Source organism: Mesorhizobium sp. M0410 (genome assembly GCF_040321435.1).
Classification (GTDB): Bacteria; Pseudomonadota; Alphaproteobacteria; order Rhizobiales; family Rhizobiaceae; genus Mesorhizobium.
Genome location: NZ_JAMYRN010000008.1, coordinates 128495 through 145867 on the forward strand (window position 1 = coordinate 128495; position 17373 = coordinate 145867).

18 protein-coding genes and 1 tRNA gene are annotated in these 17373 nt (G+C 62.7%); 13 read left to right on the forward strand and 6 right to left on the reverse strand.

The features are described 5' to 3' along the window. Nucleotides 1-402, reverse strand: coding sequence for a DNA-directed RNA polymerase subunit omega (gene rpoZ / locus NKI63_RS13915; protein ID WP_352821840.1), 402 nt, complete (start codon nt 400-402; stop codon nt 1-3). Nucleotides 403-692: 290 nt separating this feature from the next. Between rpoZ and NKI63_RS13920 the strand changes: the two genes are divergently transcribed. Both NKI63_RS13920 and NKI63_RS13925 read left to right on the forward strand, forming a co-directional pair. Further along, nucleotides 693-1274 (forward strand): LabA-like NYN domain-containing protein, encoded by a 582-nt coding sequence (locus NKI63_RS13920; RefSeq protein ID WP_292657898.1) that lies wholly within the window; start codon nt 693-695, stop codon nt 1272-1274. Beyond that, nucleotides 1271-1948, forward strand: coding sequence for a uracil-DNA glycosylase (locus NKI63_RS13925; RefSeq protein ID WP_352821843.1), 678 nt, complete (start codon nt 1271-1273; stop codon nt 1946-1948). Before NKI63_RS13920 ends, NKI63_RS13925 begins: the two co-directional genes overlap by 4 nt. A gap of 30 nt (nt 1949-1978) precedes the next feature. On the opposite strand, the gene NKI63_RS13930 is transcribed toward NKI63_RS13925, so the two are convergent. The 4 genes from NKI63_RS13930 to dapA all read right to left on the reverse strand — a co-directional run bounded on the left by NKI63_RS13930 (nt 1979) and on the right by dapA (nt 4814). Beyond that, complete coding sequence (locus tag NKI63_RS13930) at nt 1979-2110, reverse strand: hypothetical protein (protein ID WP_352508496.1); 132 nt, start codon at nt 2108-2110, stop codon at nt 1979-1981. Between the two features lie 485 nt (nt 2111-2595). Further along, nucleotides 2596-3324, reverse strand: coding sequence for a GH25 family lysozyme (locus tag NKI63_RS13935; RefSeq protein WP_352508495.1), 729 nt, complete (start codon nt 3322-3324; stop codon nt 2596-2598). A gap of 103 nt (nt 3325-3427) precedes the next feature. Then, entirely contained in the window at nt 3428-3907 is a 480-nt protein-coding gene (gene smpB, locus NKI63_RS13940) for an SsrA-binding protein SmpB (protein WP_006202221.1), read from the reverse strand. Between the two features lie 25 nt (nt 3908-3932). Continuing rightward, complete coding sequence (gene dapA / locus NKI63_RS13945; protein WP_254820184.1) at nt 3933-4814, reverse strand: 4-hydroxy-tetrahydrodipicolinate synthase; 882 nt, start codon at nt 4812-4814, stop codon at nt 3933-3935. Between the two features lie 226 nt (nt 4815-5040). Here dapA and NKI63_RS13950 point away from each other — a divergent pair, with 226 nt between their 5' ends. From NKI63_RS13950 to NKI63_RS13960, 3 genes are all read left to right on the forward strand, one after another. After that, nucleotides 5041-7080, forward strand: coding sequence for a lytic transglycosylase domain-containing protein (locus NKI63_RS13950; RefSeq protein ID WP_352508538.1), 2040 nt, complete (start codon nt 5041-5043; stop codon nt 7078-7080). Between the two features lie 144 nt (nt 7081-7224). Further along, a complete protein-coding gene (locus NKI63_RS13955; protein WP_352821848.1) occupies nt 7225-8316 on the forward strand; it encodes an ISAs1 family transposase in 1092 nt (363 codons plus the stop codon). 249 nt (nt 8317-8565) lie between these two features. Continuing rightward, nucleotides 8566-9456 (forward strand): alpha/beta fold hydrolase, encoded by an 891-nt coding sequence (locus NKI63_RS13960; protein ID WP_352507519.1) that lies wholly within the window; start codon nt 8566-8568, stop codon nt 9454-9456. Between the two features lie 51 nt (nt 9457-9507). Here NKI63_RS13960 and NKI63_RS13965 read toward each other — a convergent pair. After that, nucleotides 9508-9598, reverse strand: a tRNA-Ser gene (locus NKI63_RS13965). Nucleotides 9599-10047: 449 nt separating this feature from the next. On the opposite strand from NKI63_RS13965, the gene NKI63_RS13970 reads away from it, so the two are divergent. The 8 genes from NKI63_RS13970 to NKI63_RS14005 all read left to right on the forward strand — a co-directional run bounded on the left by NKI63_RS13970 (nt 10048) and on the right by NKI63_RS14005 (nt 17373). Then, complete coding sequence (locus NKI63_RS13970) at nt 10048-11256, forward strand: porin (protein WP_352507518.1); 1209 nt, start codon at nt 10048-10050, stop codon at nt 11254-11256. 154 nt (nt 11257-11410) lie between these two features. After that, nucleotides 11411-12517 (forward strand): pyridoxal phosphate-dependent aminotransferase, encoded by a 1107-nt coding sequence (locus tag NKI63_RS13975; RefSeq protein WP_352690001.1) that lies wholly within the window; start codon nt 11411-11413, stop codon nt 12515-12517. 90 nt (nt 12518-12607) lie between these two features. Then, complete coding sequence (locus tag NKI63_RS13980; protein WP_352690002.1) at nt 12608-12886, forward strand: acylphosphatase; 279 nt, start codon at nt 12608-12610, stop codon at nt 12884-12886. 146 nt (nt 12887-13032) lie between these two features. Beyond that, entirely contained in the window at nt 13033-13695 is a 663-nt protein-coding gene (locus tag NKI63_RS13985; RefSeq protein WP_352690003.1) for a TetR/AcrR family transcriptional regulator, read from the forward strand. A 48-nt stretch (nt 13696-13743) separates the two neighbouring features. Next, nucleotides 13744-14907, forward strand: coding sequence for an isovaleryl-CoA dehydrogenase (locus tag NKI63_RS13990; RefSeq protein ID WP_352690004.1), 1164 nt, complete (start codon nt 13744-13746; stop codon nt 14905-14907). Nucleotides 14908-14988: 81 nt separating this feature from the next. Next, a complete protein-coding gene (locus NKI63_RS13995) occupies nt 14989-15381 on the forward strand; it encodes an AbrB/MazE/SpoVT family DNA-binding domain-containing protein (RefSeq protein ID WP_352690005.1) in 393 nt (130 codons plus the stop codon). After that, entirely contained in the window at nt 15378-15761 is a 384-nt protein-coding gene (locus NKI63_RS14000) for a type II toxin-antitoxin system VapC family toxin (RefSeq protein ID WP_352480311.1), read from the forward strand. Before NKI63_RS13995 ends, NKI63_RS14000 begins: the two co-directional genes overlap by 4 nt. A 4-nt stretch (nt 15762-15765) precedes the next feature. Continuing rightward, nucleotides 15766-17373, forward strand: a complete 1608-nt coding sequence (locus NKI63_RS14005) for a carboxyl transferase domain-containing protein (RefSeq protein ID WP_352690006.1) — start codon at nt 15766-15768, stop codon at nt 17371-17373.

The window sequence follows — 17373 nt, forward strand, 5'->3', positions numbered from 1 at the left end:
TCAATAATCGTCGCTTTTTTCCGGCGGCACCAAACCTTCGATGCCGGCCAACAGGTCTTCTTCGGTCATGCGATCGAAGGTGACGTTGTCCTCGGCGTCGTCGGCATGGGTGGCCGCAACGGCGCTGCCGGTCTGGTCGGCAATCGCCTCGCCGTCGGCTTCCGGCTCATCGACCTCGACATGCTTCTGCAGCGAATGGATGAGATCTTCCTTGAGGTCGTCCGGCGACAGCGTCTCTTCGGCGATTTCGCGGAGCGCAACGACCGGGTTCTTGTCGTTGTCGCGCGGTACGGTGATCTGCGCGCCCTGGCTGATCTGACGGGCGCGGTGGCCGGCCAGGAGCACCAGCTCGAAGCGGTTGTCGACCTTGTCGATGCAATCTTCAACGGTTACGCGGGCCATGAGTTGCCCCTTTCATGCCTGGATTTAATGGAAAACAGGCGCGGTCCATAACCCGAACGCCGCCAAAATACAAGCTTTTATGGCGGTGCGCAGCTCCGACGCGGGCCGCCTGCGACGACACAGCGCCGATCACAATTGCTTGCAGTGCGGCATGGCGCCTTGGATTGCCGTAAAACTGGCGTTATCTCGAACAATGAAGGCCAACAGGTCTATTATCAGACCGGTATCAGACTGGCCGGTAGTCGCGACGCATTTAGACGACCGCTTATTTCGAAAAAGGACATTTTTCCATGTTCGATCCTCGTGAAAAAATCGCTCTCTTTATCGACGGTGCAAATCTCTACGCCACCTCGCGCGCGCTGGGCTTTGACATCGACTACCGCAAACTTTTGTCGAGCTTCCAGAAACGCGGCTATCTGCTGCGCGCCTATTACTACACCGCGCTGGTCGAGGATCAGGAATACTCCTCGATACGTCCGCTGATCGACTGGCTCGATTATAACGGCTTCAAGGTGGTGACCAAGCCGGCCAAGGAATTCACCGACTCGACCGGCCGGCGCAAGATCAAGGGCAATATGGATATCGAGCTGACCGTCGATGCGCTGGAGCTTGCCGACGTCGTCGACCATTATGTCATCTTCTCAGGCGACGGCGATTTCCGTACGCTGGTCGAGGCGCTGCAGCGGCGCGGGCGCAAGGTGTCGATCGTCTCGACGATGGCGTCGCAGCCGCCGATGATCTCCGACGATCTGCGCCGCCAGGCCGACCATTTCATTGACCTGATGACACTCAAGAACGAAGTCGGCCGCGATCCGTCGGAGCGGCCGGTGCGTCGGCCCGAACCGGCCGAAGTCGACGAGGAAGACTATTGACGGTCGTTGCCTTGACCGCGCCCCCGGTCGTCTCGCCCGAACCCGATCGCGATTGCCCGCTCTGCCCGCGGCTGCACGACTTCATCGCCGGGTGGCGGCGGCGCGAGCCGTCCTGGTTCAACGCGCCAGTGCCGACCTTTTTGCCGCCGGAAGGCGAGGATGCGGTGCGCTTGCTGATCGTCGGCCTGGCGCCTGGCCTGCGCGGGGCGAACCGGACGGGGCGCCCCTTCACCGGCGATTTTGCCGGCGACCTGCTCTACAACACGCTGATCGCGCACGGCTTTGCGCGCGGCGAATTCAAAGCGCGACCAGATGACGGGCTGGAGCTTGTCGGTACGGCGATTACCAATGCGGTGCGGTGCGTGCCGCCGGATAACAAGCCGGTTGGCGCCGAGATAGCGACCTGCCGGACGTTCCTGGTGCCGACGATCGCGCGGTTTCCAAATCTGCGCGCTGTGCTGGCACTGGGCTCGATCGCGCACCAGTCGACCGTGCGGGCGCTCGGCCAGCGCGTCGCCGCCTATCCGTTCCGGCATGGTGGGCAGCAGCAGGCCAATGGCATCACGCTGTTTTCCAGCTATCATTGCTCGCGCTACAACACCAATACCGGCGTGTTGACGGAAGCGATGTTCGTCAACGTCTTCAGTCAGATAGAAGCTTTTCTGAAGACATAGAGTCGGACGACGCCCGCCAGGGCACGAGCCCTAGATTCGAGCAATCGCAAACAACCAGGCCAGGAGATCCAGCAACCACAGAAACAGTGCAAGCTGCAGCGCGACGCGCAGGCGTTGGATGATCCGCCAATTGCTGGCCATGTCGGATTTGATGCGCAGCAAGCGCTCGGTGCATCCCGTCCACGGTTGCGGGAGGGTGCTGATCGACGAAGTCGTGGAGCAGCTTCTTGGGATCGAAACGGAACGTATAGTTATAATACGGCCACACCATAATCGCGACCAGCAGCCCGATCAGAAAGAGCAATGTCAGCGCCATCCAGTCCCAAGGCCCTACGCCATCCAGGAGCGCCCTGCCTCCAAGGAGAGAACTCGCGAACGCAGTTGCGAAAATCAGATTGCCAGCGCGCGTACTGAGACTTTCAACCACACCCCGCTGGTGTTGGAGGCCACGCACCGCCTCCGCGTAGACAAATGCCAGGCGGGGGTCGCCGCCGTCCGTCGCTGCAGGCGGGGCGTTGCTGTCATTGGTCGATGAAGGGCGCTTTGGCATCAAATGTACTTAGCACAGCGCCACCTGCGATATGAATTGGCGAAGGCTTCGTCGTCATCGCGCCACTGAGGGTGCTTTCGGGCGGACAGGAATAGTGTCAATCCGACGCCGTCGCTTCAGGCTCTGCGGCAAACAACGCGGCCAGCGTCGCCGGCCCGCCTTGGAGAACATTCAGGTCGACGTCGCCGCTGATGCCGTCGACGCGGCCCCGGTTGTGGTACTGCCAGTAAATCCAGGCGTCATGGCCTGGCCGCAGCGCCAGCGAACGCAGCCAGCGCCGGCGGCCGGCTACCTGCCCGGCATAGGCTTGGGCGGCCTCGTCGGTCACATAGAGGATCGCCGTCTTGCCGAACGCTGCTTCGACCGGGCCGAGGAAGGCTGAGAGTTCGGCGCTCAGCTGTTCGGGAGTTGGCCGCTGCGGGCAATTGCCGCCGAACTCGATGTCTACCACCGGCGGCAGCAAAGGCTGATCGCGCGGCACCACCGAGATAAAGTTGCGTGCCTGATCGGCACCCGGCCTGCAGAAGGTGAAAAAGTGATAGGCGCCGACGGCAAGGCCGGCGGCGCGGGCCGCACGCAAATTGCCCGCGAAGGCATCGTCGACATGGTCGCCGCCTTCAGTTGCCTTGATAACGGCGAAGGCGACATCGTCGGCGGCAACACGCCGCCAGTCGATCTGCCGCTGATGGTGGGAAACGTCGATGCCCCTGATCGGATATTTGCCGCGATCCGGAGAAAACGTCTGAAAGTAGGTATAGCCGCCGGCCAGGATGAGGCCCGCCATGAGCAGACCGGCAGCACCCCACAAGACGATCCGGTTTTTCAACAGAGACCTATCCCTATTGGTCCGCCCTGCCCGCCGCTATGGCTCCGGGCGTTCGTCGCTCGAAAAGCCAAATCATTGGCTTTCCTCCGCTTCGGACCGCCCCTCACCCTCGCTCTTTCAGCAGCCGGCCCTTCTCGCGCGACCAGTCGCGCTGCTTTTCGGTCTCGCGCTTGTCGTGCAATTTCTTGCCACGGCCAACGGCGAGCAGCAGCTTGGCACGGCCCTGGTCGTTGAAGTAGATCTTCAGCGGCACCAGCGTCATGCCTTCGCGGTCGACGCTCTGCGACAGCTTGGCCATCTCGCGCTTGTTGAGCAGGAGTTTGCGGCGGCGGCGTGGCTCGTGGTTGAAGCGGTTGGCCTGCAGGTATTCCGGCAGATAGGAGTTGATCAGCCAGATCTCGCCGCCCTCGACCGAGGCGTAGCTGTCCTGGATGTTGGCCTGGCCCTGGCGCAGCGACTTCACTTCGGTACCGGTCAGCACCAGGCCGGCCTCGATCGTGTCGAGCACCTCATAGGAAAACCGCGCCTTGCGGTTTTCCGCAACGGTCTTGTTGTTGGGATCGGCTTTTCTGACTTGATTCATGATGCGGAGAGGTGGCGCCTCATCCCTAGTTTATCAAGCCGGCGTGCTTCATCGCCGCGTCGATCTTCTCGGCGGTCGACGGCTCGACCGTCATTAGCGGCGAGCGCAGCACGTTTTCGACCTTGCCCAGCTTCGACAGCGCATATTTCGCGCCGGAAACGCCGGGCTCCATGAAAATCGCCTTATGCAGCGGTAACAGACGGTCCTGCAGGTCGAGCGCCTTGGCGCTGTCGCCGGAAAGCGTTGCCTCCTGGAATTCGGCGCAGAGCCTGGGCGCGACATTTGCTGTCACCGAGATGCAACCGACACCGCCATGCGCGTTGAAGCCGAGTGCCGAGGCGTCTTCGCCGGAGAGCTGGATGAAATCCTTACCGCAAGTGGCGCGCTGCTCTGAAACCCGCTCGACCTTGCCGGTGGCATCCTTGACGCCGACGATGTTCTTGAAGTCGTGTACCAATTGCCCCATCGTCTCCGGGCTCATGTCGACCACCGAGCGCGGTGGAATGTTGTAGATGATGATCGGCAGGCTGGTCGCCTTGGCGACGGCGGCGAAATGCGCATAGAGGCCGCGCTGCGTCGGCCTGTTGTAATAGGGCGTGACGACAAGGGCCGCGTCGGCGCCCGCCTTCTCGGCATACTGAACCAGGCCGACCGCCTCTTCGGTGTTGTTGGAGCCGGCGCCGGCGACGACCGGAACCCGGCCCTTGGCGACCTCGATGCAAACCTTGACGACTTGGCGGTGCTCGTCATGCGACAGCGTCGGCGACTCGCCGGTGGTGCCGACCGGGACCACGCCCGTCGTGCCTTCCGCGATCTGCCACGCGATGAACGCGCGAAAGGCTTTCTCGTCGAAACGGCCGCTCTTTTCGAACGGTGTAACGAGCGCGGTCAGCGAGCCTCTCAGCATGTCGTCCAACTCCTTGGGGCCTTTCGGGTTTTGTCGTGCGCGCCTTCTAGCCGAAAGCGAAGCGGCGCACCATAGTCTCGACATTGTTGCGCGGCAAGCATTGCGCCGGCAATCGCAATTCGAACGACCTCGACAAAGTTTCTTTACGGGCCCTTCACCACCGACGAATAGGCTTCGGTTCAACTGTGCCTGTTGTAACGTCGAAGAACAGGAAATGACCAGATCCATGCCGGCCAGGCGGCCTCATCTTTTCGCGCTTTTCGGCGCGATCGTCGCGTTGATACCCGGCGCGGCGATCGGCGGCAGCGTCGATATGCGGGTCACGTCGGCGATCCCGATGACGGCGCCGGACAACGATGCGCTGCCGCAGTCCCCGTCGCCTTCCGCCAGCGTTGCGATGCTGAAGAGCGGTCTCGACGCGCTGGCGGCAAACGACATCCAGCGCGCGCGCCAGATGCGCGAGGCGCTGCCGGCCAAATCGCTCGATCGGCACATCCTTGCCTGGGCGATAGCGCTCTATGGCGGCGACCAGGTGCCGAGCGGCGACATCGCCGATGCCGCGAAGATGCTGCCGAACTGGCCGGGCACGATCGCCTTGCGCAAGAACAGCGAGCGCGCGCTCTATCGCGAGAACCCCGCGCCACAGGTCGTGGTGCGGGCGTTCGACGGCAGCCAGCCGCTGACCTTCGAGGGCGTGGTGATCCTGGCCCGCTCCTATGTAGCGCTGGGCGATACGAAGGCGGCGCGCTCGGTGCTGTCGCCGTTCTGGCGCACCGAAAAGCTCGAAGCCAGGGACGAGGCGGCGGTCATCCGCGAGTTCGGCGCGCTGATCCCGGCCGCCGACCATCGCTTCCGCATGGAGCGCATGTTCTATGCCGACCGGGTCGCTTCGGCGCTGCGCGTCGCCGGTCTCGCCGGCGCCCAGCAATTGGCCGACGCCTGGGCGGCAGTCACCAAAGGCGACAAGAACGCGGCCAAGCTGCTGAAGGCGGTGCCGACAGCGCAGCGGGCGGCCGGCTATCTCTTTGCCGAAGCCGAATATCTGCGCAAGCAGCAGAAATTTTCAGACGCTGCCGCGCTGGTGCTGAAGGCGCCGGGCGACCGTGACGCGCTGGTCGATCCGGACGCCTGGTGGGTCGAGCGCCGGGTGCTGTCGCGCGCGCTGGTCGACCAGGGCGACATGAAGACCGCCTACAGAATAGTCGCCGCGCACGCCGCCGAAAGTGCCGCCAATGCCGCCGAGGCGGAATTCCACGCCGGCTGGTACGCGCTGCGCGGCCTCAACGATCCCGGCACCGCCGCGAAGCATTTTGCGCGAATCGCGGAGCTCGCCCAAGGGCCGATGTCGCTGTCGCGCGCCTATTACTGGCTCGGCCGCGCTGCTGAAGTCGGCGGGCCCGGCAATGCCAAGGATTATTTCAGCCGCGCCGCCAGCTACGGCACGACCTTTTACGGCCAACTCGCCGGCGAGCGCGTCGGCCGGCAGACCCTCAACATCGTCTACCCCCAGCCAAGTGCCGCCGACCGCCGGAATTTTGCCATCCGCGAGGCGGTCAGCGCCATCAAGCGGCTGCAGGAGGCCGGCTATGACCGCTACGCCGAAACGCTCTACCGCGACCTTGCCGGGCAGCTGAACAGCCCCGGCGAACTTGCGCTGCTGGCGGCGCTGGCGGAAAGACAAGGCAACCATTTCATGGCGCTGAAGGTCGGCAAGATCGCCGGCGCCCGCGGCATCGACGTCGGCGCGCTGTCGCATCCGCTCGGCGTCATTCCCGACACCGCCAACATCACCGGCTCGGGCAAGGCGCTGGCCTATGCGATTGCCCGGCAGGAAAGCGAGTTCAACATCGGCGCTGTCTCCAGCGCCGGCGCGCGCGGACTGCTGCAGCTGATGCCGGGCACGGCCAAGCAATTGGCGAAGAAGGCCGGCATCACATTTTCTCAGGCCCGGCTGACCACCGATGCCGGCTACAATGCAACGCTGGGCGCTGCCTTTCTCGGCGAGCAGCTCGGCCGTTTCGATGGCTCCTACGTGCTGACCTTCGCAGGCTACAATGCCGGCCCCACCCGCGCCGCCCAGTGGGTGGCGAAATACGGCGACCCGCGCGGCAAGGACGTCGACGCCATCGTCGACTGGATCGAGCGAATTCCCTATACGGAAACAAGAAGTTACGTCCAGCGCGTGATGGAGAATTACGAGGTCTACAAGATGCGCATTTCCGGCAAATACGACATTGTCGGGGATCTGGTGAACGGCCGAGGGTGACGACCGGGCTTCAAGCCAAGTCAGGCTGCGATCCTTCGCGCCCCCCTCTGTCCTGCCGGACATCTCCCCCTCTAGTGCAGGGGAATCGCATATGGCGATTTTGGGGTTGAGTTTAGGCTGAGAAAGGATTCTTTGGAGAGGCAGTTGAGCGAAGGAGCGACTGCCATTTCCTGCCTTGAGAGCTACTTTGGCGCGGTGCCTGATCCACGCGCGCCCAACGCCACGCACCGGCTTGGCGACCTGATCGTGATGATGATCGCGGCAAGCCTGTGTGGTGCCAGCAATGCGACGGAGTTCGCCCTGTTTGCGCAGGAGCGCAAGCAGGCGCTGTCGCGGCTGATCGACTATGACGCAGCTCCCAGCCACGACACCTTCTCGCGGCTGCTGCGCCTGCTCGACCCGAAGGCCTTTGGTCGCGCCTTTGCTGCCTTTGCCGCAGCTTTCGCCCGAGCCAGCCGAGAGACGCCCGAGGTGGTGTCGCTTGACGGCAAGGCTTTGCGGCGGGCCTACGAGAAGGGCTTGGCAGCCAGTCCGCCGTTGACGGTGTCGGCCTTCGCCGCCGAGACCCGACTGTGCCTGGCGGCAGTCTCGCCGAGCGCTGGTGAGAACGAAGTCGAGGCCGCGCTCAAAGTCGTCGAACTCATTGATCTTACGGGCAGATTGGTCACCGCCGACGCGCTCCACTGCCACACCCGCATGGCTGCGGCCATTACCCAAAGAGGTGGCGATTACCTGCTTGCGCTGAAGGGCAACCGTCGTCATTGGCTGCGCCGTGCCAACCTGCAACTGGCCGACGCCACCCCTTCCATTGCCGAGCGGACCGAGACCAGCCACGGCCGCAACGAGTGGCGGCAAGCCGAGATCGTGGCGGCGGCCGAGCCGCTGATGCCCGGCCACCTGGCCTTCATCCGCATCACCAGCCGACGCGATCAGGCCAGGCCGTTGATGCGCCTGTTCATGGCCTCCACGCTCATGTCGCCGCAGCGGGCGCTCGACCTCACCAGAGCTCATTGGCAGATCGAGAACGGCCTGCATTGGATGCTCGATGTCCATCTCGATGAGGATCTCAGCCGTGCCCGCAAGGATAATGCTCCCGCCAACACAGCCCTTCTCAATCGCCTCGCCAGAAACATCCTTCAGACCGCCGATGCTGCCAAAGTTCCCATCAGCCATCGCATCAAGAAATGCGCCTGGAACGACGACTATCTCATCAATGCCATCACTCATATGCGATAGCCCTGCCCTCTAGTGGGAGATTGGCAGCTTCGCTGAGGGGTACTTTTCTGCAACTTGGGATGTTATCGAAAACGGAGATGATGGCCGATCTCCCCCCTTTGAGGGTACCTTGTGGGGGAGATGGCCGGCAGGCCAGAGGGGCGCTGTCCGCCGACATCTCGAAGATTCTCAGCGCCGACGCTTCGATTTGACCGCCTCTGCCCTCGCCTGTAGCTGTCGGAAACGACCCGGACGAGGCAAGGGAATACCATGGCAAGCCAAGGCTTCTCCGACTTCTTCTACGCCGCGCCGGACGGGCTGTCCCTGCACGCCCGCATCTACGACGAAGCGAATTCCGGCCATTGGCCAGTCGTTTGCCTGCCCGGCCTGACCCGCAATTGCCGTGATTTTCACGAGCTGGCGCTTTATCTATCAGTGCAGGGGAAGCGCAAGGTCGTCGCTTTCGACTATCGCGGGCGCGGGCAGTCCGCCTACGATGCCGATATCGGCCATTACAATATCGGCATCGAAGCCGGCGATATTCTCGCCGGGCTGGCGGCGCTGAGCATCGAGGAGGCTGCCTTCATCGGCACGTCGCGCGGTGGATTGATCATCCATGTGCTCGGGGCGATGCGGCCGGCCGTGCTGAAGGCCATCGTCCTCAACGACATCGGCCCGGTGATCGAGTCGCAAGGTCTCGCCCATATCCGCTCCTACCTCGACCCCATGCCAAGGCCGAAGACGTACGCCGAGGTGGTCCGCGACCTGCGCAGCATCCATGGCCCGGATTTTCCGGCGCTGACCGATGCGGATTGGGAGCGGATGGCGTCAGCCTTCTACCGCGAGGCCAAGGAGGGATTTCTGCCCGACTTCGACCCGAAACTGGTCGACACGCTGGCGGGCCTAGACCTCACTCAGCCGCTGCCTGATCTGTGGCCGCAGTTCGACGCGCTGGCGGCGGTTCCGATGCTCGTCATACGCGGCGCCAACTCGAAGCTGCTGTCCGCGGAAACACTCGAGCAGATGCGCACGGGCCATGCCGACATCGAAACGATCACGGTCGACGGCCAGGGGCATGCACCGTTCTTGGAGTCCGGGATCCTTACGGGCAGGATCGCTGGTTTTTTCGAGCGGGCGGAGCGGCGGGGTGATGGGAAGTAAAGCTCGAGAACTGAGGAATTTAATGGGCAGTGCTGCACCGACTTTGAGCGGTGGCGGAGAGGATGGGATTCGAACCCACGAGAAGCTTTTGACCTCTACTCCCTTAGCAGGGGAGCGCCTTCGACCACTCGGCCACCTCTCCGTTGCGCCGGTGGATAAAGAAAAGCGCCGCCACAATCAACAAGCTGGTGTCACTATCGTCGAAAAATCGGGCTTCCGCCAAATTGCCACCTGTGGCTTGCGGCGATTCCGCGGCAATTCCCTGGCTGTTGAGTCGGCGCATGGTCACAGTTTGAGCGGGCCATTGCCGGAATTGGCTGGAATGCGGGGTTGCCGGGGCCCGATAGTTAATGGGAGCTTTCGGAGTGAGGCCAAATCGTGTCATTTGTGCAACAACGCTCGGCGATAGCGCCACCACAAACCTTTTGCCGGTACGATCGTGGTTGAACGACGCCGCCTCATGGGTAATGTCGGGTTTGAAGGAGCGGCGCGGTGCGCATCTTTTTCGGTAGTGGGGATGGGGCAGGGAACGCTGTCCTTCAGCAAAGAATACCCAGACCCGTTTTTTAACTTTTGACTGGAGGTCAGAAAATGAACATCAAGAGCCTGCTTCTCGGCTCCGCTGCGGCGCTGATCGCAGTATCCGGTGCGCGCGCCGCCGACGCCGTCGTCGTCGCCGAGCCGGAACCCGCTGAATACGTCAAGATCTGCGACGTCTACGGCGCTGGCTACTTCTACATCCCCGGCACCGAAACCTGCCTGCGCATCGGCGGCTATGTCCGCTACGACATCGGCATCGGCGACGTCGGTTCGTTCGACGGTGCTGAGAATTTCGATCACGAAGATGGCGATATCCAGGACACCTACTACAAGAACGCCCGCTTCAACCTGAAGACCTGGACCGCTCAGGAAACCGAACTCGGCACCTTGAAGACCTACACCGAGACCCGGTTCAATTTCGGCAACCGCAACCGTCACGTTAGCACCACAACCACCGATCCGGACGGCCCCGAGGGTCCGCTGCTGCCGGTCACGACCATCGTCAGAAATGACGCCGAAAACAAGGGCGTTTCGCTGAACTTCGCCTGGATCCAGCTCGGTGGCCTGCGCGTCGGTAAGGACGAATCGGCCTTCAACACGTTCATCGGCTACGCCGGCAGCGTCATCCAGGATACGCTGGTTCCTTACGGTGATTTCGACACCAACGTCGTCCAGTACTACTTCGATTTCGGCAACGGCTTCTCGGCCGTGGCTTCGCTCGAGCAGGGCGCGGGCCGCGTTGGGACCATCGACAGCTACGTTCCGCATGTCGTCGGCGGCCTGAAGTGGACGCAGGGCTGGGGCGCGATCACCGGCGTCATCGCCTACGACAGCAACTACGAAGAAGTGGCCGGCAAGGTTCGTTTGGACGTGAATGCAACCGACGCGCTGTCGCTGTTCATCATGGCGGGCTACGGCACTGACGATAACCTCAATGACCCGGGCAACTTTGTCCCAGCCAATGGCCGTGGTTTCTACAAGCAGTGGGGCGGCAACTGGGCGGTTTGGGGTGGCGGCACCTACAAGTTCAACGAGAAGACCTCGTTCAACGTGCAGGCTTCCGCTGACGACGACAAGAACTATGCCGTCGCGGCGAACATCGCCTACGACATCGTTCCTGGCCTGACGATCACCGCCGAAGTCGATTGGGACCACTACGGGCGGTTTAACGATCCGGCCAGCTTCACCAACGTCAACTGGACCAGTGCGGACAAGAAGGACAGCATTGGCGGCCTCCTCCGCTTCCAGCGCTCATTCTAATAAGTTCGACCTGACCAATATTGAACCCGGCGGGCAACCGCCGGGTTTTTCTTTGAGCCATTCGCCGGCTGCCACATTTCAAGGCTGCCGCGGAACTTGCGCAGGCCAAGCCGGCAGGCTAGCAAGAAGGCCCCTTTTTTAACGAGCCTTTGCCATGCGCCCTCCCCTTACACCGCTCATCGCAGCGCTTCCCTCCACGGTGCCGTTTGTCGGCCCGGAGGCGCAGGAGCGCGACCGCGGCCGCGCCTTTCGCGCCCGCATCGGGGCCAATGAGAGCAGCTTTGGCCCTTCGCCGCGCGTCGTTACCCGCATGGCCGGGATTGCCGGCGACATGTGGATGTATTGCGACCCCGATAATCACGATTTGAAGGTAGCCGTAGCCAGGCATCTCGGCGTCGGCGCCGAAAACGTCGTCGTCGGCGAAGGCATAGACGGGCTGCTCAGCCTGGTTGCGCGCATGTATGTGGCGCCCGGCGACGCGGTGGTGACCTCGCTCGGCGCCTATCCGACCTTCAACTTTCATGTTGCCGGCGTCGGCGGCCGATTGGTCGCAGTGCCCTACGAGAACGATCGGGAAAACCTCGACGGCCTGCTGGCTGCGGTCGCCAGGGAGAAGGCGCCACTGGTCTACCTGTCCAACCCGGACAATCCGATGGGCAGCTGGTGGGAAGCCGCCGAACTCGGCCGCTTCATCGAGGCCTTGCCGGAAACCACAATGCTGGTGCTCGACGAGGCCTATGGCGAATTAGGGCCAGCCTCAGCGCTGCCGCCAATCGATGTGGCGCGGCCGAACGTCATCCGCATGCGCACCTTCTCCAAGGCCTATGGGCTGGCCGGCATACGCTGCGGCTACGCGGTGGCCGAGGCCCAGGTGATTCGCGACTTCGAGAAGATCCGCAACCACTACGGCGTCAGCCGCATGGCGCAGATCGCCGGCGTCGAGGCGCTTGCCGATCAAGCCTGGCTGGAAAGCGTGGTGGCGCGGGTCGCCTCCGGCCGCCGACGCATTGCCGGAACAGCCGAGGCGAACGGGCTGAAGCCGCTGGCTTCGGCGACCAATTTCGTCACCATCGATTGCGGCCGCGACGGCGCCTTCGCGCTGAAGGTGCTGCGGGCGCTGTTGTCGCGCGACGTCTTCATCCGCAAGCCGATGGTGCCGGTGCTCGATCGCTGCATCCGGGTCAGCGTCGGCCTCGACCACGAGCTCGACATTTTTGCCGAGGAATTGCCCGGCGCACTGGCGGCAGCACGGGGGAACTGAAGAGCCTTCGCCCTATGTGGCTGACTGGCGGCAGCGTGGTTGAATTTGCACGGCGATGCGCCAGACTCGACTCAGAGGATGGAGAGCGCGATGACCGACCGCACTGTACAAGTACGCATATATGGCAAGGTGCAAGGCGTCAGCTACCGGGTCTGGGCGCGGCGCGAGGCGTCGGCGCTTGGCCTCGCCGGGTGGGTGCGCAACGAAGTTGACGGCTCGGTGACAGCCTTGATTGCAGGAACCGGGGCGGCGGTCTCGACGATGATTGAGCGACTTTGGCAAGGGCCGGCAGGGGCAGCAGTTTCGAAGGTCGATGTCGAGGACATCGAGGCACGCAACACGTCCGCGGGTTTCAGGATTATTGCCTAGCAAGGCATGATCCTGCTCATTGCTTCCATCGGACAAAATCTCCAGGGTGCAGAGAGAGCAAACCTGAAGCCATTGCCCTGCCCGAATGCTTCGGTCCTTGAATTAATTGAACGTTTGTTTTATTACGTCGTAAAAGGCGGTTTGTCATGGCGCGTACGACCGGTTCTCACGGAGAAAAGACCGAAGCTGCGGTCCGCGAGGCGGCGGTCAGCCTGATTGCGCGTCTCGGCTACGAAGCGATGTCGATGCGCCAGCTGGCGGCCGAAGTCGGCGTCCAGGCAGCGGCGCTTTACCGCTACTTCCCGACCAAGCAGGACCTTCTGTTCACGCTGATGCGCGAGCATATGGAAGGCTTGATCGAGGCGTGGCGCGCAACACGCCCTGTCGGCGCCGATCCGGCAACGCGGCTTGCCGCCTATGTCGAAAACCACATCGCTTTCCATATCGAACGCCGCCATTCCACCCATGTCTCGAACATGGAGCTGCGCAGCCTGTCGCACGAAAAACTCACGCAGATCCTGCGCATGCGCACGGCCTACGAGAAGGAGCTGCGCACCATCCTGCGCGACGGCGTCGAAGCGGGCTTATTCAGCATCGAAGACACAGGGCTCACCGCCATGGCGCTGATCCAGATGATGACCGGCGTCATCGTCTGGTTCCGGCCGGGCGAACGGCTGTCGATCGCCGAAGTCACCGCTACATATCTAGCAATGACAATGCGCCTTGTTGGAGCAAAGAACGATGGCGCGACAACGAGCTCCGGCGCCGTGCGTTCATTCGAGCGCGCAAAGGACGCTCTAGCACTTTGATTTCGCGCATGATCCCGATTTTCGGGGTCGTGCGCCGGGAGGAACGGCATGTACACGCATACGCTCAACTTCGGGCTTGACGAAGATGTCGAGGCGCTGCGCGACCTGGTGCGGCGCTTCGCCCAAGAGAAAATCGCGCCGATAGCCGCCGAGATCGACCGGTCGAACGAATTCCCGGCGCATCTGTGGGTGGAGCTCGGCGGGCTTGGCCTGCTCGGCATCACCGCCGATCCCGATTTCGGCGGCAGCGGCATGGGCTACCTCGCCCACGTCGTGGCGATGGAGGAGATTTCGCGCGCCTCCGCCTCGGTCGGCCTCTCCTACGGCGCCCATTCCAACCTCTGCGTCAACCAGATCAATCGCTGGGCGACGCAGGCGCAGAAGGAAAAATATCTGCCTTCGCTGTGCAGTGGCGAAAAGGTCGGCGCGCTGGCAATGTCGGAATCCGGCGCCGGGTCCGACGTCGTGTCGCTGCGCCTGCGCGCGGAAAGGCGCAACGACCGCTATGTGCTCAACGGCACCAAGATGTGGATCACCAACGGACCGGATGCCGAGACGCTGGTCGTGTATGCCAAGACCGATCCGGAACTCCATTCGCGCGGCATCACCGCTTTCATCGTCGAAAAGGCCTTTGCCGGTTTTTCGGTTGCGCAAAAGCTCGACAAGCTTGGCATGCGCGGCTCGAACACCGGCGAGCTGGTGTTCGAGAATGTCGAAGTCCCGTTCGACAATGTGCTGCATGAGGAAGGGCGCGGCGTCGAGGTGTTGATGTCGGGCCTCGACTACGAACGTGCCGTGCTGGCCGGCGGGCCGATCGGGCTGATGGCGGCGTGCCTCGACGTGGCGATACCTTACGTGCACGAGCGCAAGCAGTTCGGCCAGCCGATCGGCGAATTCCAGCTGGTGCAAGGCAAGCTCGCCGACATGTATGCGACGATGAACGCGGCGCGCGCCTACGTCTATGCCGTGGCCGCCGCTTGCGATCGCGGTGAGACGGCCCGCAAGGATGCTGCCGCCTGTATTCTCTTCGCCGCCGAAAAGGCGACGCTGATGGCGCTCGAGGCCATCCAGCTTTTGGGCGGCAATGGCTACATCAACGACTACCCGACCGGCCGGCTGCTGCGCGACGCCAAGCTCTACGAGATCGGCGCCGGCACCAGCGAAATCCGTCGTTGGCTGATCGGGCGGGAAATCATGGCGGAGAGCGCCTAATGGCATCCTTTTGAACTTTTGCCAGAAGCCATGCGATGTGGCATATTTCGGACTATGTGCCACAACCTAGCGAGACGAACCATGGCGGACAGAACGGGAAAGTCCGGATTTGACGAAGATCCGCAAGCACAGTTCGATGCCAGCGCTCGCAAAACGCCACTTAGGGTTCCGGCGAAACGCGAGCGTGTTAAACTTGGCGAGGGCGGGCGCTTCGTCATCCCTGCTGCGATGCGCGAGGAGATGGGCGTGAAGCCTGGCGAGGAGATGATCCTGCATGTCGAAAACGGCGAGCTGCGGGTAAGATCGTGGCTGCAGAATCTGCGGCGCGTCCAGGCCGAATTGTCGGCGCTGAAACAGCCCGGTGAAAGCGTCGTCGACGAATTTCTGAAAGAGCGGCGGGAAGAGCAGCGTCGAAGCGACAAGCGTCTCGACCGGCTTCACGCCGAAGGGACGACAGGAAAGCGGGCGAAATGAAGCCCTACGTCATGGACAGTTCGGCGGCACTCGCAATCCTGCTCAACGAGCAAGGCACCGATAGTGCTTTGGGGTTCGCGCCGGATGCACAATGCAGTTCGGTCAATGCGGCCGAAATCATTGCCAAGCTGATCGACAAGGGACGCAGCATGGAACAGGCCGCGGACGACCTCGCCAGTCTCGGCATGCCGATCGCCGTTTTCGACGAAGCGATGGGCATCGCCGCCGGGCAGCTTCGCCAACTGACGCGGCATCGCGGCCTGTCGTTGGGCGATCGGGCCTGCCTCGCGCTGGCTATTCGCGAGAACGCCATTGCCGTCACCGCTGATCGCGATTGGAGCGACCTCGATGTCGGCTGCAAGATCGAGCTGATCCGGTAGCGCCATGGCCCCCCTCAACTCGCAGATCTCGCCCGCCTCCGATATTTTCCGCGCCAATGCCGAGCGCATGCGGGCGCTGGTCGCCGATATTGCTGAGAAAGCGGCCACGGTCGAACGCGGCGGCTCGGAAGATGCGCGCGAGCGGCACGTCTCCCGCGGCAAGCTCCTGCCGCGGCAACGCCTCGCCCAATTGCTTGATACCGGCTCGCCCTTCCTCGAAATCGGCCAGTTCGCGGCATGGTCGATGTATGGCGAGGACATCCCGTCGGCCGGTCTCATCGCCGGCATCGGGCGCGTCGAAGGCACCGAAGTGATGGTCGTCGTCAACGACGCCACGGTGAAGGGCGGCACCTATTATCCGCTGACAGTGAAGAAGCATCTGCGTGCACAGGAAATCGCGCTGCAGAACAATCTGCCTTGCGTCTATCTGGTCGACAGCGGCGGCGCCAATCTGCCCAATCAGGACGAGGTGTTTCCCGACCGCGATCATTTCGGCCGCATCTTCTATAACCAGGCCAACATGTCGGCCGCCGGCATTCCGCAGATCGCCTGCGTCATGGGGTCGTGCACTGCCGGCGGCGCCTATGTGCCTGCGATGTCGGACGAGACAATCATGGTGCGCAACCAGGCAACCATCTTTCTCGGCGGCCCGCCGCTGGTGAAGGCGGCCACCGGCGAGGACGTCACCGCCGAGGACCTCGGTGGCGCCGACGTGCACACAAGGCTTTCCGGCGTTGCCGACCACTATGCGCTCGACGACGAGCATGCGCTGGCCATATGCCGGCGTATCGTCAAAAACCTGAATCGGAACAAGACTGTAAGCCTTGCCTTACAGAAATCGATTCCGCCGCTTCACGATCCACATGAACTCTACGGAATCGTGCCGACGGATCTGCGCCAGCCCTATGACGTACGCGAGGTAATCGCCCGCACCGTCGACGGCTCCGAATTCGATGAGTTCAAGCAGAATTATGGCACCACGCTGGTCACCGGTTTTGCCCATCTCAGCGGCATGCCGGTCGGCATCATCGCCAACAATGGCGTGCTGTTTTCGGAAAGCGCGCTAAAGGGCGCGCATTTCATCGAGCTGTGCTGCCAGCGCAGGATCCCGCTGATTTTCCTGCAGAACATCACCGGCTTCATGGTCGGGCGGAGATACGAGGCCGGCGGCATCGCCAAGGACGGCGCCAAGCTGGTCATGGCGGTCGCAACGGCCAAGGTGCCGAAGATGACCGTGATCATCGGCGGCTCGTTCGGCGCCGGCAATTACGGTATGTGCGGACGCGCCTATTCGCCACGCTTCCTGTGGATGTGGCCGAATGCCCGCATCTCGGTGATGGGCGGCGAGCAGGCGGCAACGGTGCTGGCCATGGTCAAGCGCGAAGGCATCGAGCGCAAGGGCGGGGAATGGAGCGCCGAGGAGGAGGCGAAATTCAAGAAGCCGATCCTTATGAAATACGAGCATGAAGGCCACCCGCTCTATTCGTCGGCAAGGCTCTGGGACGACGGCATCATCGACCCGGCCAAGACCCGCGAGGTGCTGGCGCTCAGCCTTTCGGCCGCGCTCAACGCCGAGATCGAAGAGACAAGGTTCGGCGTGTTCAGGATGTGA